The organism is Ancylothrix sp. D3o (genome assembly GCF_025370775.1).
Taxonomy (GTDB): Bacteria; Cyanobacteriota; Cyanobacteriia; order Cyanobacteriales; family Oscillatoriaceae; genus Ancylothrix.
Map to the genome: position 1 here is coordinate 116,382 of NZ_JAMXEX010000010.1, position 21,204 is coordinate 137,585.

The following is a 21,204-nucleotide window of genomic DNA, read 5'->3' on the forward strand; positions in this document are numbered from 1 at the left end:
CACACTTTAATCCATGAGTCAACATCCCACAATCTTTTCTTTTTTTGCCGGCACCGGCTTTTTAGATTTAGGCTTTGAAAACAGCGGTTATAATATCGCCTTCGTCAACGAATATTTCCCCCCATTTATGGAAGCCTATAAATATTCAAGACAAAACCTAAACCAACCTCTACCAAAATACGGTTACTACCAAGGAAGCATCACCGATTTTCTCACAGGAGAACCCCAGCAAAAACTCAAAAAATACATCAAGAATGCTAAACAAAATAGCGACATAATCGGCTTTATTGGCGGCCCTCCTTGCCCCGATTTTTCAGTTGGTGGAAAAAACAAAGGCAGAGAAGGCGATCACGGAAAACTTACCGGTTCCTATATTGCCTTAATTTGTCAATTAGAACCCGATTTTTTCTTATTTGAAAACGTCAAAGGGTTGTGGCGTACAAAAATTCATCGCGCCTTTTATGACGAACTCAAACAGGAATTAGAAAACACCGGCTACCTCTTAACAGAAAGACTCATCAACGCCATCGAATACGGCGCACCCCAAGACAGAGAACGCATCATTTTAATCGGCTTCAAAAAAGAATTATTAACCAGCAAAGGCATGGAAACCTTACAGGTCGGAGCATTTCCTTGGGAAAAACACATCCTCTACCCCAGACAAAAAGTTTTCACTTATTCTTGGCCCCAAACTAACACTTTTGAAGAAAATTCAACCCTACCTTTTCCTAAAAATATCCCCGAAAAATTAACCGTTGAATACTGGTTTAAAAAAAATGATGTTTTAAACCATCCCAACGCTCAGCAATACTTCCAACCAAGAGCAGGAATTAAACGTTTTGCCTCCGTTGATGAAGGCGACGACTCCAAAAAATCCTACAAACGCCTTCACCGTTGGCGCTATTCTCCCACCGCGTGTTATGGAAATAACGAAGTACACCTACATCCTTACAAAATTCGCCGGCTTTCGGTTGCAGAAGTTTTAGCCATTCAATCTTTGCCCAAAGACTTTGTTTTACCTCCCCATTTATCCCTCACTAACCTATTCAAAACTGTAGGCAATGGTGTACCCTATTTAGCATCAAAGAAACTGGCTGAAACCATCCTTGACTTTTTGGCGCTAAACAAATGAAACTCACTGCTTCTAATATTGTAAGAGCGATTGGGGATTTGCCAAGAAACCGGGTATATCATTATATCAACCCGCAAACTAAAGGGAACATTGAAATTTTCAATGTTGTTTACCCAGAAGGGCCAATAGTTATAAAGCGTTACGATCCAGCCAAAGGTCAATCATCCTTGACAGCAAAAGAAGAGTCTATTTCTTCTCAAATGATTTGGCGGATCGCAAATGCTTTTACCCCCAATTATCCCATACAATTTGACCGAGTGCTTGGATCTAGTTATAACACTCGGTCAGTCTTAGAAGCACTCCTTGCTCACACCCCACAATTCTACTTTTGCTATCCAGGGAGAGTTGAAATAATCAACTCTTCCTCTCAAATTAAAAGCGGTCATAAACATTTAATCTGGTGCCCAGAAAATCCCCACGAACTCGCCATTATGCGGGAGAAAAAAACACAACTTGTTATTTCTGAAGTGCCGGTGGAAGTCGTTTATGATTCTTTAAGTTTTCCTGAATCTTCAATTCAAAAAATAGACATTAATGTTCAACGTCGGCATTCTCAGATGCAAATTGCTTTAATTATGATCGGCAAGCAATTAGGTTATAGAACTTGGATTGCACAGAATGACCGAAGTATTCTCTATAATAATCAAAAAATTGGCGAAATGGAAACCGTCATCCCCTCGCTTAAAAATGAAAAACTCATTTCCATATTTGAAGAAGCGCGGAAAGTAGCTCAATTAATAGATTGCATCTGGTTTAAAAGCGATAAATTCATGCCCGCTGTTATTGAAGTCGAACACACCACAGGAGTTACCAGCGGTTTAACTCGCATGAAAAACCTACAAGATGCTTTACCGCCTTTTCAAACTCGCTATGTTATTGTTGCGCCTGATGAAGATAGAGAAAAAGTCATCAAAGAAGGCAACCGGCCTCAATTTCATTCCCTGAATATCAAATATTTTCCCTATTCAGCCGTAGAAGAATTGTATGCACTTTGCCATCGCCGAAAATTGCGAGGAGTCACAGAAGAATTCCTCGATTGTTATATAGAATCTGTTTTAGCAGCTTCTTAAAAAATCAGAAATACCCATTCGTCGAAACCGGCCCTCACAACATCCCCATAACTTACGCCAATATCAAAGAAACCTCCACAATATTTGACAATTTTATCTACCAAACCATCTCCCTTACCGGCCTCAATTTCAAATAACCCTCACTCCTGCACCAAAAACTCCACCCTGGGCACCAAAGGATCTTGCACAATACCCACCCCAGCAAACCCCCAACGCTTCAACAAACCCTTAACTTGAGTTGTCGAAATCGACTCTACCGCAAACTTATCCGCCACATCCTTACCATGCGTATTCAAATAACTCAACGCATCATAATCCTCCTTAAACATCAACAAAAACCCCTTCGCATCATCCAAACTTGGATGCGCCGCCACATAAGCCCCATCAACCTTTGAACGAATCAAATAATAAAAATCCGACATTTCAACACCCCTATCTTTTTACTTCAAATCTTCCAACTTAATACGCGGATCAGCAACCTTTAACAACAAATCCGCCAACAAATTACCCACAATTAACATTAACGCACCCATCATCAAACTCGCCATCACTAAATACAAATCCTGCGCCGTCACCGCCTGCAAAATAAGCCGGCCCAAACCAGGCCAATTAAAGAAAAACTCCGCAATAAAAGCACCCCCCAACAACCCCGCAAACTCAAACCCCAACAACGTAATTAACGGGTTAACAGCATTCCGCAAAGCATGAACATAAATCACCCGATTTTCTGGCAAACCTTTCGCCCTAGCCGTGCGAATATAATCTTGGCGCAACACATCCAACAACTGACCCCGCGTAATACGTTGCAACCCAGCAAAACTCGTAATACTTAACGCAATAGTTGGTAAAATCATGTGCCAACCCACATCTAAAATCTTACCCAAAAACGTCATATCATTATAATTAATACTCTTCATCCCCCCAACCGGAAAAAGAGGCGACGTATTTTGAGCAAAAAATAACAACAACAACGCCGTAATAAAACTAGGGAAACCCTGGCCGGCATAACTTAAAACCTGCAACACCCGATCCACCGTTTTATTTTGTTGAACCGCCGCCAAAATTCCCAGCGGAATTGCAATCGCCCAAGTTAGAATCAACGAAGAAATAGCCAACAACAAAGTCGCCGGAATTCGTTCCGCCAAAAGAGAAGAAACAGAACGCTGCGTTGCAAAACTTTGACCAAAATCCCCACTGCTAAGAATACGCCAAAGCCAGCGCCAATATTGCTCAGGCCAAGACTTATCTAAACCAAAATTCCGCCTAAATAACTCCAACGTTTCAGGAGAAATCTTTGGATTTTGGCGCAACGTATCCAAATAATCCCCCGGCGCCAACTGAATAATAAAAAAGCAAAGAATAGAAGCCAAAAATAGCGTAATCAAAGCCTGAAAAAGCCGCTTCAGCACATAGAGAAACATCTCACTAGCAAGCAGCCCGCGAACAGCATCTTTATTTAACCTAAAATCTAAATTCGCCATATTATTACTCACTAGAAATTAAGCTAGGGGGAGTATTGCGGGCAAGATGCCCGCGCCACAAGATGCACCGTACAGACGTTCTGGCAGAACGTCTCTACAAATCACCAAATTAATATTGAACCAAAGAAATAATCGGCACATCAGCCGGCAAATTTTGGCGTCCGTTTAAATCTACCAACTCCACGATAAACGCAAAACCAACCAAATGAGAGCCGGTTTGCGCCACTAACTGCGCCGTAGCCGCCGCCGTGCCCCCAGTTGCAATCAAATCATCCACAATCAAAACTCGACTACCCGGTGCCCAAGCATCTTGATGGACTTCCAGCCGGTCAGTACCATATTCAAGCGCATAATCAACCCCGTAAACAGCCGCCGGCAACTTACCACGCTTGCGAACCGGCACAAAACCCACACCCATCTTATAAGCCAGAGGCGTGCCAAAAATGAAGCCCCGCGACTCCATCCCCGCAATATAATCCACCCCCATATCCGCACACTTATCGGCCAAAATATCAATCGTATAACGCAAAGCCTGGGGGTTGCCTAGCAGCGTCGTAATGTCTCGAAATAAAATACCCGGTTTAGGAAAATCAGGGATATCGCGGATAACAGACTTCAGATCCATGAGTTTATTCGCTTAGGGATGGTTCAGAAAAAAAATGCCTAAAACTGACTAGCCCAGGCGTGCCGGTAGTGAAACCCTACCCACACCCCAGACGTCGTGCAAAGAAAAATCCTACACTACAATGGACATCCCTCACACATCCTCCACCAAAAAGGCAACCATCCGCCGCAAAACAGTGTCATTAAACTGCCAAAATCTTGATAAGATAATGTCTTTGTTTATCCCCGGATGCGGAAAATCCCCCTCCGAATTTGGGTAAAACCAAGCCAAAGGAAGATCCCAAGCAACGCAAATGAGAGAATAAGCTAAATACTAGAAGTGAAATATTTTTGTGTGAAAACCCTTATAAATTTCGCCCCCAAAAGACCAGTTGACCATCCCAGGCAGTCAATATGAACAGTCCCGTAACCCTAATGCAATCCAATAGTTCGCCACACCGGTCAACCCCGTTTATTTTAGACAGTTTGCCGAACCTGCCCTTCTCAGATGACGGTGCACCCCGCCGTACCCGAATGCAAATTGACCTGATGTTATTGGCAATTGAAGCCCTCAACCTCAGAGGTTCCGAAGATATTCTGGCAGCGGCAAAAGAACTTGAACTCGACGATATTATCAAAAACCGCGTCACCCTGTGGCGGATGCGGAGCACTAACCCCCTGCGCCGGTTTAGTCAACGCCGGCCCCTCACCCTCGAAGAAGCCAAAGCCCTCGTCCTCATCGGTTGTCATTTAACCAAGCGGCTTACCGTTCCTATCCGTCAGCTTTTGATGGACTATCAACAACTACGCCAAAAACAACTCCCCCTAGACCATCATCTGCGCTTATCAGACTATCTCGAACGCTTTCGAGTCCATTTTCGCTCTCGGATGAACCCCCGCCGTACCGCAGTGCTGGCCTACAAAACCGATGAAAAATTAAACGAATTAGCCCTAGAATTACTAGCAAAATTACTTTTCTGCACCGGCACGTCTGGAATGCAGCGTTTCTGGATCAGTCTGTTTGACGGTGAGGTGCTATGACCATTCAACGCCAGTATAGTTTACCAAATTGCACATTATTTCTCGAAGGACTCAGCGACGCACCGGCCCCTAACCCTACTGAGTTTCGGCCTTTGATGTCGATGCTGATCAACGCCGAATGCCGGTTTGCCGGTGTCTCACAAAGTCTTTCTGGAGGCCGAGAATTTTTTGAAGGTCTTGTTAAAGCTGTCTCAACCTATGCTCAACAATTCTTAAGCGGCGTTCCTCACCTAGACAAATCTAACAATTTACCGGCACCTGTAGAGTTACGGCCAAGTAGCGGAAATTTACACCGGCTCATTGTTCGACCCACCGATAAAGTCGGTAGCGGTTCTCCAATTGAACTTGATTTAACTACAGTACAGTTATTTGATTTAGTCGAAGCCATCGATCAATTCCTAGCCGACACCCGCACTTTACCAGAATTATCAGTGCCTCTGGTGCCGGTTTCCAAACGCGACATTCAAACCAGCGAACCCCTCGCCAAGCGAGCCATACCGGCAGCCATTGGTGTTTCCAGCTTAGCAGCAGCAGCTATCGCTTTTTCCTTCATGCCAATACCAGAAGTACGCCGGCCCGAAGAACCTCAGCCCCAAACCTCCAGCCAAACGCAAAATACCCCAAATGCTGTGGCTGCCGGTACTCCCGATCCCACTTCTTCTACACCACCGGCCTCAGAAGCCGGCACTCCAGAGCCAACTTCTTCTACACCACCGGCCTCAGATATCCAAACTACTCTGGCCAGTGTTCCCGAAATTACCGAGCCGGCTAAACTCGAAGACCTCAACAGCAAACTTTTTGACCAACTAGACAAAGAATGGCAGCAAAGAAATCTTGCTGAAGAATTAAGCTATCGCGTTACAGTCGGTGGAGATGGGGCAATTATTGGCTATAAGCCGGTTAACGACGCCGCCACCAATGCCAAAGAAACCCCCCTCTTAAACTTGCTTTATCTACCTCCGGGTGGCGGTCAAGCAACCCCCGAATCCTATGCCGATTTTAAGGTAGTATTTACGCCGCGTGGTGCGCTGCAAGTAAGCCCCTGGAAAGGTTTTAACCCCCCTCCCGCCCCCACTCCCACACCCACACCCACGCTTTCTCCAAGCCTCTCTCCCGCGCCATCTCCAACGCCGACCACTTCCTCCTCTGGCTCAGAAATTACCGATCCTGCTCAGCTTGAATCTTTGCAACAGCAACTTTACGGACAAATTCACGACAATTGGAAAACCAAACCTTCTTTTGAGCGGGAGTTAACTTTTAAAGTTGGCATTTCTTCGGACGGCAAAATTGTTGAGTATGAGCCTCTCAATCAACCGGCTTCTGATTATGTTAATGAAACGCCTTTAGGTAATTTAAAACAACTGACACCAGGCGGTTCACAACAGGCTCATTATCGGGTTGTTTTTACCCCCCAAGGTGTGCTGCAAGTTAGCCCCTGGAAAGGTTTTAGGTAAGAAACAAAGAATAAACCGGGTTGCTTAAATAAACCCGGTTTCTAAGTTTGATTTGGCTTCGTTAAAGCGTTGGATGAGTTCTTGAATAATCAGGGGGTCAGTGGTTCGGACTACGACTTCTGGCTCATGTGTGGCCGCAGATTTGTTGAGGACGCTGTGACTTCCTACCCAAGCAAAACTTTCATCACAAACAATGAAGTTTTCATGGCTTTCTATTTGTTTAAATACAATTTTTCCTGGGTATTCTTGGGCAAGTTCTTGTAATTGTTGCAGAGGCAAGTTTTGTTCGCCGTTTGTCCAGCCTATTTGAATAGTAATAGAGCGGTTTAAAAAGGTTTTAATTAAAAAGGCTTTAATTTTTTCTAAAAGTTCGGGTGGGATAGGTTGTTGTCTCATCCAAGGAGAGGCAATAATCAGCCGGTTTTGAGCCGTTTCCAAGGCTTCTTCGATGACGGTTTGATGCGGGTTTGGCGACGTTACTAGCTCATATTCATAGGGTGTTTGTAGGGTTTGCAATTGTTGGTTTATTTCTGCAATAAAGCTGATATCGGTAGTTTCAATTTTGCTGGGAATATGGCTGGTTTTAGTTTCGATTTGTGGTTGGGAGTTTTGGGGGCTGGGTAGCCGGTCAATGGTTTGTCGTAAGGCGAGGATAATTTCGGCTAGGTTTTCTATTTGTTGGAGTTCGGGCCGGTTTTTAAATTGTTGGTTGAGCAGATGTATTTCTTCTCCTAGTGTTCCGACCGCTATTTCTAGGCTATCTTGTTTATTTTTGAGGATATCGATATCAGTGTTTTGCCGGTTTATATATTGTGTGGGGTCGATATTTTTGGCTTGGGTTTCTAGTTGTTGAATGAGTATTTGAATTGCGCCAGACCATTCTTTTTTGGCGCTATCTAGGCGCTCAATTTGTTGGTTGATTTGTTGCAGTGCGGTGGTAGTGAGTTGGGTATTTTTTTGCTCAAAAAAGCGCCGGTTGCTTAAATTAAGGGCTAGGGAAAGGGAAACAGGCGCGACAGCGTAAAGAATTTGCTCGCTGAGGACGGCTGCAACCGAACCGGCAAAGCAACCAACCAAGGATAGGGATTCAATTGTTTGTAGCCAGTGGCGGTTTTTTGTCATTTTTCCATTTTCCATTTTCCATTGTCATTTGTCATTTTTTTAGGGATTAATGAGAATGACAAAAATCACTCGCGTTGCCAAATTTTGAGGGTGCCGTTGGCGCTGCCGGTGGAGAGCAGTTGGCCGGAGGGGCTGATGGCGAGGGAGATGACGGGTTGGTTGTCTTCTGAGAGGGTGCAGACACATTCGCCGGTGATCATATCCCACATTTTAACGGTGCCGTCGGCGCTACCGGTGATCAGGGTGTTGCCGTCGGGGGTGAAGGTGATGCAATAGACGGGGCCGGTGTGTTCGGCGATGGTGCCGAGTAGTTCGCGGTTGGGAAGTTGCCAAATTTTTACGGTGCCGTCGCCGTTGCCGGAGGCTAGAAGTTCGCCGTCGGGACTGATGGTAAGTGACCACACGAAGTCTAAGTTACCGCTGAGGCTGGCAATTTGGCTGGCTTCAGGAAGGCTCCAGAGGTGAATGAGTCCGTCTCCTCCCCCGGAGGCGAGAATTTGGCCATCCGGGCTGAATTTGAGGGCGTAAACGGGGCCGCTATAGTCGGTGAGGCGGTGTTGCAGGATGCCGGTGCCGGTTTGCCAAATTTTGATGGTTTCGTCAAAGCTGCCAGAGGCAAGCATTTTGCCGTCGGGACTGATGGCGATGGCTCGAACTGAACCGCTGTGGGCAACGATGCTGTCAAGCATTTCGCCGCTGGTGATGTTCCAAAATTTGATTGTTTGATCCCAACTGGCGCTGGCGAACATTTGGCTGTCTGGGGTGATGGCGACTGAAAAGATGCCTCGCAGGTGTGCTGTGAGGGTGTGCAAAAGTAGGCCGGTGTGGAGATCCCAAATTTTGAGGGTTTTGTCAAAGCTGCCGGATACTAGATGCTGGCCATCGGGGCTGATGGCAAGGGCGCTTATCCAGTCGGTGTGGGCGTTGTGGGTGGTTTTGCACTGCCATTTTTGGGGGGTGAGGGTTGAGGTAGCGATTCTTGGCAGGAGTACGGGTTTGGCGGTAGTGGCGGGGGTTGTAGAGTGCGGTTGAACGCTGACTTGAGGGCTGGGGAGTTGGGGGCTGTTTTTGGTTTCTTCTCTCCGTCTTTGTTGCAAGGTTTCGAGGCTGTTTGCTAAACCGGCAAGGCGTTCTGAGAATTGGTTAAGGTTGCGTTCGAGGCGGTCTACTCGCTCGATGACGGCGGAGGTGTTGAGGTAATGAATAACGCTACTCACTGATTCTTGCAAGGTTGTGCATTGTTCTTGCAGGCTTTTGAGGTTTTGATAAATCAGGGTGTTGTCTGCTGGGGTTTCTGTTTCGCTGGGTTTAACTTCGGTTGGGGTTTGCTTAGTTACCAGTTCCTCGGAAAGTTGTTGCTGGATGCGGGCTATGGCGGCTGAGGTTCGCCGCCAGTTAGCTTGGTTTACGCGGTAACGGGTGATCAGGTTGAGGGCGACGGATATGGTGAGGGGAAAAAGAGCCCATTTTGCTTGCCCGGATATTGCTGCTGCGATTAAACCTATGATGGTGCAAGCGAGGGCTGTATATTCTGCTATCTCGACGCGGTGAGGAGTGTTCCACATTTTGATGATTCTGATAGCGTTAGGTATTTTTGGGGCGAGTGTGAGTGTAACTTTGGCTTTCGGTGCAATAAAAATTGCTTTGAATCATAGCACTATTGCCGAAGTTTTAGTCAACTGCTCTATTTTTAATTTTATATCGATTTGAGGGTCTATTGCTGCCTGTGTTCTATTGAATTTGGGCATAACTATACAAGATTTGGGCCACACTGTACAAGCTTTTGTATGGGGATTTTTTAAAGTTTGCTGACAAAACTTTTTCTGGGCTTTCGATTTTTTAGGGTCTTTTTTATATATATGGGTTTTGGTGATTTCCTGTGCCATTCGTGTTTACATTAAACGCCGTCTTTTGCTTGGTATGGGTTTTTGCGAAAAGAACCGAAAAGCAATCTCTACTTTAAGGGCTAGGGGCTGGCTAAGAGTGGGTTTTGATTTTTTATAGCCCGGAGACATTAAGTTTATATTTGTGGCGGCTGTGGCGGGGTTTTTAGAGGTTAATTTAAAGTGGGGTTTTCCTCTCTATTGCCCCTAATTTTAGGGGACTTTAGATAGATTTTGCTTGGGGTATATTGGCATGATTGAGATAAATTCTTGCTGAGGGGGCCGGTGTTGGCAAAGCAAGTTTATCTCGAATTATTGAAAAGTAAAAAATTTTAAAATTTTGGTTTTGCTGCCTAAAAAAATATGAAGGATTCTTTGTTAAATAATTTGGGAAAGTCTGGCAAACTAAGTGTGGAATTTTAAAATTTTTGCTTCGGTTTGGCCGGCTGCTAGAACAGACGCCAAGCCTAAATAAAGAAGAACTCGCTCGACAATTGGGGAAAGAGAAGGCTCTGCTGTGTTTTTGGCAAAACCGAAGGCAGCACAGCAGTTGTAGTCCTTGCGGTGAAAAGATTTAAAGATTTTTTGGCTTCTCTCTTGACGAATAAATCAACAAAGGCTACTATGGGTTTAGTTGATGAAAAATTCAACTATAGACAGACTGAGGTGGGCCACCGGCCTCGTACTGTACCCAAACAAAAGAGGAAAGGAAAATGAATAAAATTGCCGAGAAAGACAGCAAAGCAAAGATTCTGGAAACCTTTTATTTCTTGTTGGTTGAGCGAAAAAAGATTGAGTCTAAAGTTGCGACAAAAGAAGAAGAAGCTGCCAAAGAGCAAAACAAAATCTTGCTAGAAAATGCAGGTAAATATACAGTCGATGGGATTGTTAAAGGCTTAGCGGATCTACAGTTAGAATTTGGAACAATTGTTAACGGGTTATCAGAAAAGCTGGGAAGTGAATCCTCAAAGTTAGAGGAATTGAAACAGGCGATTGAGATTGAAAAGCAAAACTTGCAAGAAGTTCAACAAATTCGGGTGGCGGCGGATGCGTTATATATTTTGACGCAGGAACACCAAGAACGCTTAAAATTAATCGAAGAAAAGGCATTAGAGCAGCGAGAGAAGCTGGAAAAAGAGATTGCTGAAACGCGGAAAATTTGGCAGAAAGAGCAAGAGGAATATGAGGCGCAGGTGGAAGAGGAAGGGGAGTTATTAATTAAGCAGCGCCAGCAAGAAGCTGAGGATTTTGTTTATAAACTAGAACGTCAGCGAAAAATTGAGACAGATGAATACGAAAATCGCGCCCGCCAACAAGAAAGATTGTTGCAAGATACCGAACAAACCTATCAAAAACAATGGGCAGAACGCGAGAAAGTTTTGGCGGATAACCAGGCTTTATTTGTTGAATTTCAACAACGAGTAGAGAAGATGCCGGAAGAGTTGAAAAAGGCGGAAGAGGATGCGAAGAAACGAGCGATTGAAGATGTAAATCGGGATGCGAAAGTGCGGGTTGATTTAACTGAGAAGGAATGGGAAAAAACCAAAGAAGGTTTTGATTTACGGATTGTGTCTTTGGAGGCAACAATTCAGCGGCAAAGCGAGCAAATTGGGGAACTTTCGCAACAGTTACAAGAGACGATTAAACAAGCGCAAGAGTTGGCTTTGCGAGCGTTTGCAAGTACGAATGGTGCGGCAAAAAATTAATGTTTTACCCAGCAATTTTAGCCGGTGGGTATAGCCAAATCTAAAACAATAATAAAAGGAGAGGAAATATGAGCAGCAAGAAAACCACGAACAAAAATAGCAATGCTGAAGTAGCAACAACTCCGCAAACAGATGAAGAAAACGCACCAAAAACAGCGACAAAGAAAGCTTTATCAAGCGCTAGTAAAACCACAGGAGAGTCTCAAAGTATGAAAACCCCATTGAAGATGAATCAACCGAAACTTTTACAAACAATTCAAAGTTTAGAAAAGTTGCAATTGGGGTTTATTAGTGCTGTGAGTGAGTTGTCGGAACAGTTGACTTTGGAGGCGTCAAAGTTAGCGGAAGTTCAAGTATATGTGGCTGAGGAAATTCAGCAGTTGGAGGCGTTGCATAGTGTGCAAGTAGCAGACGGTATGCTGGATAATTTGGTGGAGGAATATGAGGAAAGCTCAAAGACATTTGAGGAAGAGTTGAATGAACGACGGGATGCTTTGAAACAAGAGGCGGAGGAACAAGAAAAGGCGTGGGAAAAGGAACAGGAAGAACATCAGCGGATGGTTAAGGAACAAAAGGAGTTACAAGTAAAGAATCGCCAGCGAGATAATCAGGAATATTTGTATGAATTGAAACTGCAACGACAGCTTGATAGTGATGAGTATGAGTTGCAGAAGAAGAATTTATATCAGGAATTGGAAGAGGCAAAACAGGCAAAAGATAAAGAGTGGGCCGAACGGGAAAAATCAATTGCAGAACGGGAAAAAGCGTTTACTGAGGTGAAAGAAAAAGTTGAGAATTTCCACAAAGAAAAAGAAGCCGCGATTAAGCGGGGAAGTGAGGAAGGTAAAGGAATAGCCAGTTACCAAGCAAAGGTAAAAGCTGATTTGTATGCCAAAGATATTGAGGGGCAAAAACAAGTTTATCAATTGCGTTTTCAATCGCTTGAGCAAACCATTCAAAGCCAAGAAACGAGGATTCAAAGTTTGTCGAAACAGTTAGATGCAGCGCTGAAACAAGTTCAAGATTTGGCGGTAAAAGCAATTGATGGAGCATCGAATTTGAGTTCATCTCAACTTTTACGAGAGATTGCGTTAGAACAAGCTAAAACCCTTCAAAAAATGAAGTAAAAAATTAATAGGTTTCCCACAAGCTATGGCCCCGGTTTTTTAAAGCAACCGGGGTTTCTTTTCTTGACGGTGTTATATTAGTATAGAGATTTACGATAAATTTAAACTGCTGTTATGCCGATTTATACTGGAATTTCTGCTGAGGCGTTTCGTCATCCTTTAGATCGAGAAGCTGAACAAGCATTGCGGAGTTTGCCTGGGTTTGATATGGTCGCCCGAAAGTTTGTAGAGTTTGTTTATGAACGTCCGCAGTATGTGTTTTTGTTAGGCAATAGTATTCAAGTTGGCCCACGTCAATATGGTAGCGTTTATCAAATTTTTCGAGAGTGTGTACGGGATTTAGATATTTATCCAGAACCGTCTTTTTTTGTAAGTCAAAATCCGATTGCTAATGCGTTTGCTTTGGGCCAAGAACAGCCTTCTATTGTGTTAAATTCGGGGCTTTTAGATTTGGTGGATGAGAGTGAGTTGCGTTCAGTAATTGCCCATGAATTGGGGCATTTAAAATGTGGACATACGACTTTAATTCAGATGGCGCGATGGGCGATGGAAGTGGCATTTTTTATTGGCGATTTAACTTTTGGAATTGGTAATATTTTGAGCCGGGGAATGATTTTAGGTTTTTATGAATGGATGCGAAAGGCGGAGTTATCTGCGGATCGGGCGTCGTTGTTGGTGGTGGATGATTTGGTGCCGGTGATGCGAACGATGATGAAGATGGCGGGGGGAAGTTCTAAGCACACGAATGAGTTGAGTTTGGAGGAATTTTTACGTCAAGCGGAACGCTATCAATCTTTGGATTCTGATAATTTGAATCAGGTTTATAAGTTTTTGCTTTATAATAATATTTCTCAGGGCGTTTTTTTGAGTCATCCCTTTACGGTTGAGCGAGTTCACTATTTGCAAGAGTGGGCAAAATCAGAGGATTATAATCAAATTCGTCGGGGAAATTATACGCGGGTTGGGGCGCAAGGTTCGGTGAATGTAAGGGCAGAAGAACCGGCATCAAATACAGGTGATGATGTGGATAATTTGCGCCGGCAAGTTGAAGAGTTGCAGCGAGAAATTGAGAGAGTAAGAAGAGAAAGGAATGATGGTTAACTCAAGTTTCTAGTTACAACTAACGAGGGTTGGTAAGAGGTAATTGATTTCAATCCCAGCAATTACCAATTACCAATCGTTTCTAGTTTAACGAGGGAAAGCCGGCCTGGTATTGGAAGGGTTTATATTTGGCATTAAATTGCAAACATTAGGACGCAAATTAGACCCGTTTGGTGAAACATTTGGATTCACATTTTGGGGTGTTTGTTGCGGCCAAACATTCGGCACAGATTTGCTATTGGGCTGTGGGCCACTAGGGCGAGGAGAAGGGGAGGGAGAGGGTTGGGGTGAGGGCTGACAAGGGTTAGTTGTTGGTGTGGGAGTAGGTTTGGAACCCCCCGGCGCATTACGAGCAATTATTCCCCCTTCAGGATTCATTTTTTCTAACACATTTGCAGCCATTAAACGGGTAGTTGAGGATTGATTTTGCAGCGTTTCTTTTAAGCTTGGAACTGTTACCGGCAGAGTGGTTTTTCCTAATGCAAATGCCGCCGCAGATCGCACCGGCAAACTAGAATTCTGCAAGGCGGCTTGAAGTTGGGGAACTGCCGGCCCCCCAATTGAGCGCAGCGCAACCGCAGCATTTAACCGGATTTGTTCATCGTCATCCCCCAGCGCCACCATTAAATTAGAAATGGCTGGTGTTCCTGCTTGCGCTACTCCTGCTAAGGCAAAGGCTGCACCACGTCGCACCTCAACATTTTGATTTTTCAACGCTTCAGCTAAAGATATAACTGCCGGTTCACCAATTCGCCGCAACGCAACAGCCGCATCCATCCGCACTTGTTCATTACTATCTGCCAAGGCTTCTAGGAGGTTAGGTATAGCTATTTCCGCTTGAATACCCATTGAACCTAAAGCAAAGGCTGCTCCCCCGCGTACCGCAGGCGCGTCATCTTGCAAAGCAACGGTGAGTGCGGGGATAGCCGCCACGCCAATATTTTTTAAAGCTTTGACAGCTTCCAAACGTTCGCGGGGGTTATTTGTATTAAATTTTTCGATATGGGAAAGAATCTCAAAATCGGGCTGTAATGCTTCGGTTTGAATGTTTGGAAACCCCATCAAAACTGTGGATAAACACAGCAATGCAAGTTTTGGGGCTAATAAAAGTTTTCGTTTAGTTTGGCTATCCATTTTGGCCTCTCTTTATAATTGTTGACACTTTGAGAGTAGATGCGCCGGCTTTTTTACGGGTATTTTTTGATATTATCACTTATTTTTATTTTCTACCACCTGACAGTAAAAAGCCTCAAGCGCATCGACACAGGTTTTATCATCATAAAGAGCAATTTTTTGCTGCCTAATTTTGTTTCGGAACTGTTGTCTACTTCCAGCATTCAAACCCAGATTAACAGCAATATTAACATAATCCTCCTCAGTTTCCGCCAGAGTTTCCGTAAGCGAAATACGTTGAAGAATTCCCGCCGACTGACAACCCCGCATAAACTCTCCCCTGCGAGTAACAACCGGCAAATCACAAGAAATTGCCTCTAAAGTCGTCAGAAAGCCGGTGAAATCAAAACTATCAAGAAACACATCTGAAACCAAAAGTAAATTCCAATAATCAAGCTTATTCAAACGCGGTAAAATCACACAAAAATCCTCAAAATTTAAACCCAACTTGGCAAAAGCACCTTCCAGACGCCGGCGAAACAAAGCCGTAATTTCCAAACTTTCGTGAGAAACAAAAACAAACTTAGCATTGCTTACCTGACGCGCAATTTCCGCAAAAATATAATCATATTGAGGCAGATATTTAAACAGTGATTGACAACAAACATAAACCACCGCTTCATCTTTCAATCCAAAATATTCTCGATTTTTACTCACGGTTGGAATTTGCGGTTTTTTATAGTAAATACCGATATTCGGCAAACGAATTAATTTTTCTGAATAATGGCTTTCAGCATTTGCCGGTTCCATCAACTCCGCCGAAATAAAATAATCAATTGTAGGTAAACCAGTAGTTACCGGATGTCCCCACGCTGCACATTGAATTGGCGCAAGTCGTAACCCCGCAATTTGTGTCATAGGCGCATACATTCCCACATCCAAAAACACCAAAATATCTAACTCATCCGCCAAAATTTGCTGAGAAAGCGCCTCTAAATTATGAGGTATTTCGTAGAAATAATCGCAAAAAAGCCGGTAAAGTTGATTGAGATTATCCTCTACATTATCCAGAGAATAACCGAAAATTTCAAAATCATTTCGGTTACAATTTTGCAGCCAACCCAAAAACACAATTCCCACCGTATGCCATTGAAAACAAGCTGAAACATACCCCACCCGAATTTTTCTGTTTTTCCGTGAAGAAATAAAGCGAGGTTTCACCCATTCGGGATAATTTATCGCCATCACCTTACAAACAAACTCGCCATATTTTTTCTGTAACTCTAAATCATTTTTTCCCTGATACTGTAAATAAAAATTAGTGTTATATCCCAGCGCTACAAGAGCATTTTTGCAGGTTTCTGGAGTAGAAAAAGGCGTTTGATTAATAAGCCGGTTTAACTCGGCGGCAAAGCGATTTCTGTAGAAATCAATCTCTGCCGGTGTTTGATAAATAACCGGCAACAACCGCAGAGACTCCACCTGCAAAGACAAGCTATTTGCTAATAAATTTATACCCTTATTAGCCACCTTAATCGCCTCATCAACTCTGCCAAAACTTTGCAACGCCAACATGAAAGACAAATAAATCTCAACCTGAGATAAGAATAACTCAAGCGCTTCTTGGTAAATTAAAATTGCCGGTTCAACAGCATTTAATTTTTGATAACAATCAGCCAAAGCCAGATAAAACTCAAAATCGCCTTGCTGAGATTCCAGAAACTTTTTAAAATAAACAATAGCCGATTCGTAATCTTGCTGACGGTAAGCAGCGTAACCCAAATAAAAACAACCTAAAACCCCATCACCTTTTGCCTGAAAAGCCACCCCCAAACTGCTAACAATTTCTGGGTTGCGCGGTTGAATTTCCAAAGCCGAATAATAAGCAGAAATCGCCTCATCTAGCTGTTGCTGTGCTAAAAAAACATTTCCTAAAATCAGATAAATTGTAGAATTAGATAAAATCGCAATAGCTTCCTGACAAACAGATAAAGCCGCATCAAAATTGCCGGCACTCAACAACAAACTCGCCAAACAATTATAAAAATCCACCCATTGCGGCTCAAAAAAAATAGCCTCCCGATAACTTAAAATAGCCTCCTCAAAATAGCCTAATTTTTCCAAAACCAAACCCAAACAATAACGAGCAACCGCACTTTTATTATCCGCCTCTAACCACCGATAAACCCAATCCAAAGCCTCCTCAAACTCCCCCAAAAAATAATACCCCATCACCAAACATCGCCAAACCTCCCCATCCTCAAAACCACCAACCAAAACACCCTCAAAACACTCAACAGCCTCCCGCAAAAAACCAGAATGAAACAAAACCAACCCCTCAACAAAAGCCTCCCTCAACTCCATAAACCCCCGCAAAAAACAACAACCTATCTGTGGGGCAGGCATCCTGCCGGCTAGACATCTGCGGTTAAAAAATCACCCCCCCAAACGAGCCAACCAAACCCCAACCTGCACCGCCAGCACACCCAAAAAAGCACTCCCCACCCAATAAAAACTAGCCCCTAAAAACGCGCCCCCATTCAACAAAGTAAAAGTCTCCAAACCATAAGTAGAAAAAGTCGTATAAGCCCCCAAAAAACCCGTAGTTACCATCAAACGAACCTCTATAGGAATAGCAGTCACCCTTTCCATAACCAAAGTCATAAAAAACCCCATCCCCAAACAGCCAGTCAAATTAATAAAAAAAGTCCCATAGGGAAACGCCGTACCAAAAACCTTAGCAAACCAAAGAGTCAAATAATACCGGCATAAAGCCCCAGCAATAGCACCCAAACTAATCGCAATAGGATTACGAACCGCAGGATCAATAAACATAAAAAAAAGAGCGGACAACCTGATTGTAGCGCCGCTCCGATAAATTTTCAATATTTTTGCTTAACTTTTTCCCGTTGATTTACCATCCAAAACCCGCACATCAATCACACTCGACTTGAAATTATAAGTAAAGCCATCCAACTCAAGATTAGTGCCAATTTTAAGCTTTTCATTGCCCAAAACCGGCCCATCCTTAGTAATTTTCGCCTTGCCGGTAAGCGTAATCAAATAATTCGCACTGTAAGACTCCTCAACCCTCGGATCTCGCAAAGGTTTAACCGTACCATCCGGCTGAGGAACCGCCAAAAGCCTGTCAAGAAGCAGCACATTCTTAATATCAATTTGCCCGTAGGGTTGATTGCGGATAATAATATTCGTCTTCTTTGTTTTTTGCCATTCCTTCACCAAAGAATCAGGATCACGCACACTCAAACCCCGGACAATAATATCAACCTCAACCGGCTTTTCTGTCACCCCAATTTGAGCCACCGAACCCGTCGTCCCCGGAAAAAAGAAAATCCCCAGCACCACCAAAAAAATCACCAGTCCCGCCGCCACATCAAGGATACTCACCTTGCCAAACAAGCGACCTTGAGAATCTAAAACTTTCATAAACAAATCCTGATCCAGAAGAGCAAGTAGTTAAAACTATATAGAGATTACCATCATCCGCGCAATCAGTCAGGTACTTCTGACAGAATCAACGATTGATACAACCGGCCCCATCTAGGGAACACTAAACTAGATATTAACCGTCAAACAAACCAACAACTCTTGAAAAAACAAACCACTCTCCCTTCAAAAAATATGCTCAACCCGCTGTCTTTGATGTCTCTCTCCCGTCGCCGCTGGTTTTATGGCTGTTTGTCTACCTTTGTGGCGCTGAGTTTAGTTATCACCTCCGCAAACCCCACAAAAGCTATCTCCATTGGAGACATTATACGCGGCGGAATTCAAGTTATCCAAGGCGTACAAATTGCCAATATGTCCGATGAAGATGAAGTCGAATTTGGCTCACAAATAGACGCCGAACTTCGCCAAAGCGAAATTAGAATTATCCGAGATAGAGAACTCGCCAGCTATATCGATCAAATAGGGCAACGTTTAGCCGCAAGTAGCGACCGGCCCAACATTCCTTACACCTTTCAAGTCGTCAGAGATGATAATATTAACGCCTTCGCAACTGCCGGCGGATTTGTATATGTAAACGCCGGGTTAATTAAAGCCGCCGAAAACGAAGCCCAACTTGCAAGCGTCATGGCGCACGAAATTGGACACATCAATAATAAGCACGTTCTTAGAAGCATCAAACAAGCCGCCATTGAGCGAGGAATTGTTACCGCCGCCGGCATGGATCGCAGCACAGCAGTAGGCTTAGGCGTACAACTTGCCCTCAACTTACCCCGCAGCCGCAACTATGAATACGAAGCCGATGAATCCGGTTTGAATACATTAGTAAATGCCGGTTATGCTCCCATTGGAATGGTGCAATTTTTTAACAAGCTTTTAGAAAAAGGAGGCGGTTCAATGCCCGAATTTTTAAGCTCTCACCCCAACACCGGCGACCGCATTGCCTCCATTCAACAAGCCCTTGATCCTACCACAGCAAGCCAAGGCGACGGTTTAGATACAGTAGCCTACAAATCTAAAATCCGCAGCTTAGTCGGTAGATACTAACACTTAAAAACCCGGTTCCTAAAAAAATATCGTTTAAAAACGAACTTAAAAACCGGGTTCTTTTCAAAAAATCCTAGATTTCACCCGTGAATACTGCTGAAAAATCCGGTTTCTTTTAGCAAGTCCTCTAACAAATCAGCCCTTACCTAGCCAAAACCTTTTGAGGTTCAATAGTCCGCACAGCTTCCTCCCAAGAAAGCGTGCGGATTTTATGTTTAAAAACATTCACTTGGTAAACTTTTCGCTCCGTTAAATCCAACGCAGTTAACCAACCACTAATCGGATGATAAACCCCCGTATCAATATCCAACCAACCGGCACCCTGCGCCAACTCACCTGGCTCAACCCCTGGTAAAGTAAACGTAATTGTATGGCCGGTAATAATTAATTTATTCGGAAAATAAGGCTTCTCACTACTATGAAATAGCTCCCGCACCCAGCAAAACTGGGAAGCCGTTTGTTTTTCCAAAGGCAACCCTGGATCTAGCCCCGCATGAACCAACCAAACATCCTCCAAATCCAAATAAAGCGGCAATTGAGAAAACCACTGTAAATGCTCCACAAACCGATCAGGATTTCCCTTATAACTTGCCATCGTACTGCGACCACCACTATAAAGCCAAGCCGCCATCGCCGAATTATTTTGTTTACCATTTGGAAACGAATCAAGCAACAACTGCTCATGGTTTCCCAGCAAGCAAGTATAAGAATTTTTTTTCACCAACTCCACCACATTTGAACTTTGGGGCCCCCGGTCAATCAAATCTCCTAAAAAATAAACCTTGTCGTCTTTATTTGGAGCAACTTTATCTAACAAAACCAATAAACCATCATAGTGACCGTGTACATCACCAATAACAATACGGCGGGAGTTGGTTGAATTCATAGCAGCCGGTTCACCAAAAGCAGAGAAGGATACCATTTTAAGTTTTCAGTTTTTGAGCTTAAATTTTAAAAGTCTTACAAAAAGTCTTTTTACAGATAAATATCTATCAAACATTTGAACAAAACCCGGAGCAGCTTTGCGCGAACGACCTCAAGCAAAAAATCCACCCGAAGCCGCCACGCGCAAAATCCGAGCCCTTCTTTCATTCTAAGCCGAAATTATTGGCTCAGCGCTTTTAAAAAGCTTTTTAATCCCGATAAAAGTCCTTGACGTTTTGCTTGGGGTTGCGGTTGTCCTTGCGGCGAACCTTCGGGAGTCTCACCGGCACCCAGCGCCTTATTCAAAATATCATCCAACGCATCCCCCACCGGCTTTTCAGGTGTCTCTGAAATCAACTCATACCCCTCCCCAACTTCCAACCACACCTGCCAAGGTGAAGGATAACAGCGAAAAATCGTCGCTCCTTCTCTTGCCTGAATATAGTAACAACTCTCAATCGTTTTCAAAAAACGCTCTCTCAAATCCCTTGCCGCTACGCCTATCCCAATCGTAGCAATATTTTCTAAGCGTGGAAGCAACAAAATTACCGCCCGATCTCCTGCTTCTTGACACATTTTTTCAACTTCATTCACTTCTACAGAAGACGGTTCAACAAACAAATAAACCTCATCATCTGGCTGCATTTGCCCCTTAATTTCACTCATTCCCCGAATCGTATAAGGTTTCTCTCCCCAATCCCGCCGAGCCAGCGCCGCCGCACCGGCATCAGGAAAATACACCCTCAACTTTTCCCCATATTTCTCAACAGCCGGCAAAAATTGCTCAGCCACCCCCTGCGCCTTCAATTCTGGAATCACAATTTCCACCTGCAAACGCCGGTAGCCATCCGCAAGCGCTGAAGAAGTCGCTTCTATTGACTGAGCAATTGCTTCCTCTAAATCCTTGGGTAATTCAGCCATTGTCTCTTTAGGTT

General features: G+C 43.9%; 21 protein-coding genes. 8 read left to right on the forward strand and 13 right to left on the reverse strand.

Features of this window, described 5'->3' with window-relative positions; genetic code table 11:
* Window positions 1–13: 13 nt before the first annotated feature.
* Window positions 14–1,132, forward strand: a complete 1,119-nt coding sequence (locus NG798_RS17295) for a DNA cytosine methyltransferase (protein WP_261224939.1) — start codon at window positions 14–16, stop codon at window positions 1,130–1,132.
* Window positions 1,129–2,202, forward strand: a complete 1,074-nt coding sequence (locus tag NG798_RS17300; protein ID WP_261224940.1) for a hypothetical protein — start codon at window positions 1,129–1,131, stop codon at window positions 2,200–2,202. The genes NG798_RS17295 and NG798_RS17300 overlap by 4 nt, the downstream gene beginning before the upstream one ends.
* A 140-nt stretch (window positions 2,203–2,342) precedes the next feature.
* Here the strand turns inward: NG798_RS17300 and NG798_RS17305 are convergent, their stop codons facing one another.
* From NG798_RS17305 to NG798_RS17320, 4 genes are all read right to left on the reverse strand, one after another.
* Window positions 2,343–2,624, reverse strand: coding sequence for a hypothetical protein (locus NG798_RS17305; protein ID WP_261224941.1), 282 nt, complete (start codon window positions 2,622–2,624; stop codon window positions 2,343–2,345).
* Between the two features lie 18 nt (window positions 2,625–2,642).
* Window positions 2,643–3,683 (reverse strand): ABC transporter permease, encoded by a 1,041-nt coding sequence (locus NG798_RS17310; RefSeq protein WP_261224942.1) that lies wholly within the window; start codon window positions 3,681–3,683, stop codon window positions 2,643–2,645.
* Window positions 3,684–3,792: 109 nt separating this feature from the next.
* A complete protein-coding gene (locus tag NG798_RS17315) occupies window positions 3,793–4,308 on the reverse strand; it encodes an adenine phosphoribosyltransferase (protein WP_261224943.1) in 516 nt (171 codons plus the stop codon).
* Between the two features lie 132 nt (window positions 4,309–4,440).
* Window positions 4,441–4,578: a hypothetical protein gene (locus NG798_RS17320; protein ID WP_261224944.1), complete on the reverse strand. Its 138-nt coding sequence runs from the start codon at window positions 4,576–4,578 to the stop codon at window positions 4,441–4,443.
* A 122-nt stretch (window positions 4,579–4,700) separates the two neighbouring features.
* Between NG798_RS17320 and NG798_RS17325 the strand changes: the two genes are divergently transcribed.
* Both NG798_RS17325 and NG798_RS17330 read left to right on the forward strand, forming a co-directional pair.
* A complete protein-coding gene (locus NG798_RS17325) occupies window positions 4,701–5,327 on the forward strand; it encodes a DUF3038 domain-containing protein (RefSeq protein ID WP_261224945.1) in 627 nt (208 codons plus the stop codon).
* A complete protein-coding gene (locus NG798_RS17330; RefSeq protein ID WP_261224946.1) occupies window positions 5,324–6,781 on the forward strand; it encodes a DUF4335 domain-containing protein in 1,458 nt (485 codons plus the stop codon). The genes NG798_RS17325 and NG798_RS17330 overlap by 4 nt, the downstream gene beginning before the upstream one ends.
* A gap of 24 nt (window positions 6,782–6,805) precedes the next feature.
* On the opposite strand, the gene NG798_RS17335 is transcribed toward NG798_RS17330, so the two are convergent.
* From NG798_RS17335 to NG798_RS17345, 3 genes are all read right to left on the reverse strand, one after another.
* Window positions 6,806–7,903 (reverse strand): hypothetical protein, encoded by a 1,098-nt coding sequence (locus tag NG798_RS17335; RefSeq protein ID WP_261224947.1) that lies wholly within the window; start codon window positions 7,901–7,903, stop codon window positions 6,806–6,808.
* A gap of 65 nt (window positions 7,904–7,968) precedes the next feature.
* Window positions 7,969–9,468 carry a WD40 repeat domain-containing protein gene (locus NG798_RS17340; RefSeq protein ID WP_261224948.1) on the reverse strand — a complete coding sequence of 500 codons (1,500 nt, stop codon included), beginning with the start codon at window positions 9,466–9,468 and terminating at the stop codon, window positions 7,969–7,971.
* Window positions 9,469–9,552: 84 nt separating this feature from the next.
* Complete coding sequence (locus tag NG798_RS17345; RefSeq protein WP_261224949.1) at window positions 9,553–9,789, reverse strand: hypothetical protein; 237 nt, start codon at window positions 9,787–9,789, stop codon at window positions 9,553–9,555.
* 710 nt (window positions 9,790–10,499) lie between these two features.
* On the opposite strand from NG798_RS17345, the gene NG798_RS17350 reads away from it, so the two are divergent.
* From NG798_RS17350 to NG798_RS17360, 3 genes are all read left to right on the forward strand, one after another.
* Complete coding sequence (locus tag NG798_RS17350) at window positions 10,500–11,492, forward strand: hypothetical protein (protein ID WP_261224950.1); 993 nt, start codon at window positions 10,500–10,502, stop codon at window positions 11,490–11,492.
* 68 nt (window positions 11,493–11,560) lie between these two features.
* Window positions 11,561–12,619: a hypothetical protein gene (locus NG798_RS17355; RefSeq protein ID WP_261224951.1), complete on the forward strand. Its 1,059-nt coding sequence runs from the start codon at window positions 11,561–11,563 to the stop codon at window positions 12,617–12,619.
* Between the two features lie 114 nt (window positions 12,620–12,733).
* On the forward strand, window positions 12,734–13,720 hold the full coding sequence (locus NG798_RS17360) for a M48 family metallopeptidase (RefSeq protein ID WP_261224952.1): 987 nt from the start codon (window positions 12,734–12,736) through the stop codon (window positions 13,718–13,720).
* 87 nt (window positions 13,721–13,807) lie between these two features.
* Here NG798_RS17360 and NG798_RS17365 read toward each other — a convergent pair whose 3' ends face one another.
* The 4 genes from NG798_RS17365 to NG798_RS17380 all read right to left on the reverse strand — a co-directional run bounded on the left by NG798_RS17365 (window position 13,808) and on the right by NG798_RS17380 (window position 18,280).
* On the reverse strand, window positions 13,808–14,854 hold the full coding sequence (locus NG798_RS17365) for a HEAT repeat domain-containing protein (RefSeq protein WP_261224953.1): 1,047 nt from the start codon (window positions 14,852–14,854) through the stop codon (window positions 13,808–13,810).
* A gap of 75 nt (window positions 14,855–14,929) precedes the next feature.
* Window positions 14,930–17,239 carry a tetratricopeptide repeat protein gene (locus NG798_RS17370; RefSeq protein ID WP_261224954.1) on the reverse strand — a complete coding sequence of 770 codons (2,310 nt, stop codon included), beginning with the start codon at window positions 17,237–17,239 and terminating at the stop codon, window positions 14,930–14,932.
* A 30-nt stretch (window positions 17,240–17,269) separates the two neighbouring features.
* Window positions 17,270–17,668, reverse strand: coding sequence for a fluoride efflux transporter CrcB (gene crcB, locus NG798_RS17375; protein ID WP_261224955.1), 399 nt, complete (start codon window positions 17,666–17,668; stop codon window positions 17,270–17,272).
* Window positions 17,669–17,728: 60 nt separating this feature from the next.
* Window positions 17,729–18,280, reverse strand: coding sequence for a DUF4330 domain-containing protein (locus tag NG798_RS17380; RefSeq protein ID WP_261224956.1), 552 nt, complete (start codon window positions 18,278–18,280; stop codon window positions 17,729–17,731).
* Window positions 18,281–18,475: 195 nt separating this feature from the next.
* On the opposite strand from NG798_RS17380, the gene NG798_RS17385 reads away from it, so the two are divergent.
* Window positions 18,476–19,345: a M48 family metallopeptidase gene (locus NG798_RS17385; protein WP_261224957.1), complete on the forward strand. Its 870-nt coding sequence runs from the start codon at window positions 18,476–18,478 to the stop codon at window positions 19,343–19,345.
* Window positions 19,346–19,487: 142 nt separating this feature from the next.
* Here NG798_RS17385 and NG798_RS17390 read toward each other — a convergent pair whose 3' ends face one another.
* On the reverse strand, window positions 19,488–20,267 hold the full coding sequence (locus tag NG798_RS17390) for a metallophosphoesterase family protein (RefSeq protein WP_261224958.1): 780 nt from the start codon (window positions 20,265–20,267) through the stop codon (window positions 19,488–19,490).
* Window positions 20,268–20,449: 182 nt separating this feature from the next.
* Complete coding sequence (locus tag NG798_RS17395; RefSeq protein WP_261224959.1) at window positions 20,450–21,190, reverse strand: DUF1995 family protein; 741 nt, start codon at window positions 21,188–21,190, stop codon at window positions 20,450–20,452.
* Window positions 21,191–21,204 lie beyond the last annotated feature (14 nt).

Coding starts and splice junctions, on each gene's coding strand:
- NG798_RS17300 (WP_261224940.1), top strand. CDS start 1,129: ATGAAACTCACTGCTTCTAATATTGTAAGAGCGATTGGGGATTTGCCA.
- NG798_RS17325 (WP_261224945.1), top strand. CDS start 4,701: ATGAACAGTCCCGTAACCCTAATGCAATCCAATAGTTCGCCACACCGG.
- NG798_RS17385 (WP_261224957.1), top strand. CDS start 18,476: ATGCTCAACCCGCTGTCTTTGATGTCTCTCTCCCGTCGCCGCTGGTTT.
- NG798_RS17380 (WP_261224956.1), bottom strand. CDS start 18,280: ATGAAAGTTTTAGATTCTCAAGGTCGCTTGTTTGGCAAGGTGAGTATC.
- NG798_RS17390 (WP_261224958.1), bottom strand. CDS start 20,267: ATGGTATCCTTCTCTGCTTTTGGTGAACCGGCTGCTATGAATTCAACC.
- NG798_RS17350 (WP_261224950.1), top strand. CDS start 10,500: ATGAATAAAATTGCCGAGAAAGACAGCAAAGCAAAGATTCTGGAAACC.
- NG798_RS17365 (WP_261224953.1), bottom strand. CDS start 14,854: ATGGATAGCCAAACTAAACGAAAACTTTTATTAGCCCCAAAACTTGCA.
- NG798_RS17315 (WP_261224943.1), bottom strand. CDS start 4,308: ATGGATCTGAAGTCTGTTATCCGCGATATCCCTGATTTTCCTAAACCG.
- NG798_RS17345 (WP_261224949.1), bottom strand. CDS start 9,789: ATGGCACAGGAAATCACCAAAACCCATATATATAAAAAAGACCCTAAA.
- NG798_RS17395 (WP_261224959.1), bottom strand. CDS start 21,190: ATGGCTGAATTACCCAAGGATTTAGAGGAAGCAATTGCTCAGTCAATA.
- NG798_RS17360 (WP_261224952.1), top strand. CDS start 12,734: ATGCCGATTTATACTGGAATTTCTGCTGAGGCGTTTCGTCATCCTTTA.
- NG798_RS17370 (WP_261224954.1), bottom strand. CDS start 17,239: ATGCCTGCCCCACAGATAGGTTGTTGTTTTTTGCGGGGGTTTATGGAG.
- NG798_RS17305 (WP_261224941.1), bottom strand. CDS start 2,624: ATGTCGGATTTTTATTATTTGATTCGTTCAAAGGTTGATGGGGCTTAT.
- NG798_RS17335 (WP_261224947.1), bottom strand. CDS start 7,903: ATGACAAAAAACCGCCACTGGCTACAAACAATTGAATCCCTATCCTTG.
- crcB (WP_261224955.1), bottom strand. CDS start 17,668: ATGTTTATTGATCCTGCGGTTCGTAATCCTATTGCGATTAGTTTGGGT.
- NG798_RS17295 (WP_261224939.1), top strand. CDS start 14: ATGAGTCAACATCCCACAATCTTTTCTTTTTTTGCCGGCACCGGCTTT.
- NG798_RS17330 (WP_261224946.1), top strand. CDS start 5,324: ATGACCATTCAACGCCAGTATAGTTTACCAAATTGCACATTATTTCTC.
- NG798_RS17355 (WP_261224951.1), top strand. CDS start 11,561: ATGAGCAGCAAGAAAACCACGAACAAAAATAGCAATGCTGAAGTAGCA.
- NG798_RS17340 (WP_261224948.1), bottom strand. CDS start 9,468: ATGTGGAACACTCCTCACCGCGTCGAGATAGCAGAATATACAGCCCTC.
- NG798_RS17310 (WP_261224942.1), bottom strand. CDS start 3,683: ATGGCGAATTTAGATTTTAGGTTAAATAAAGATGCTGTTCGCGGGCTG.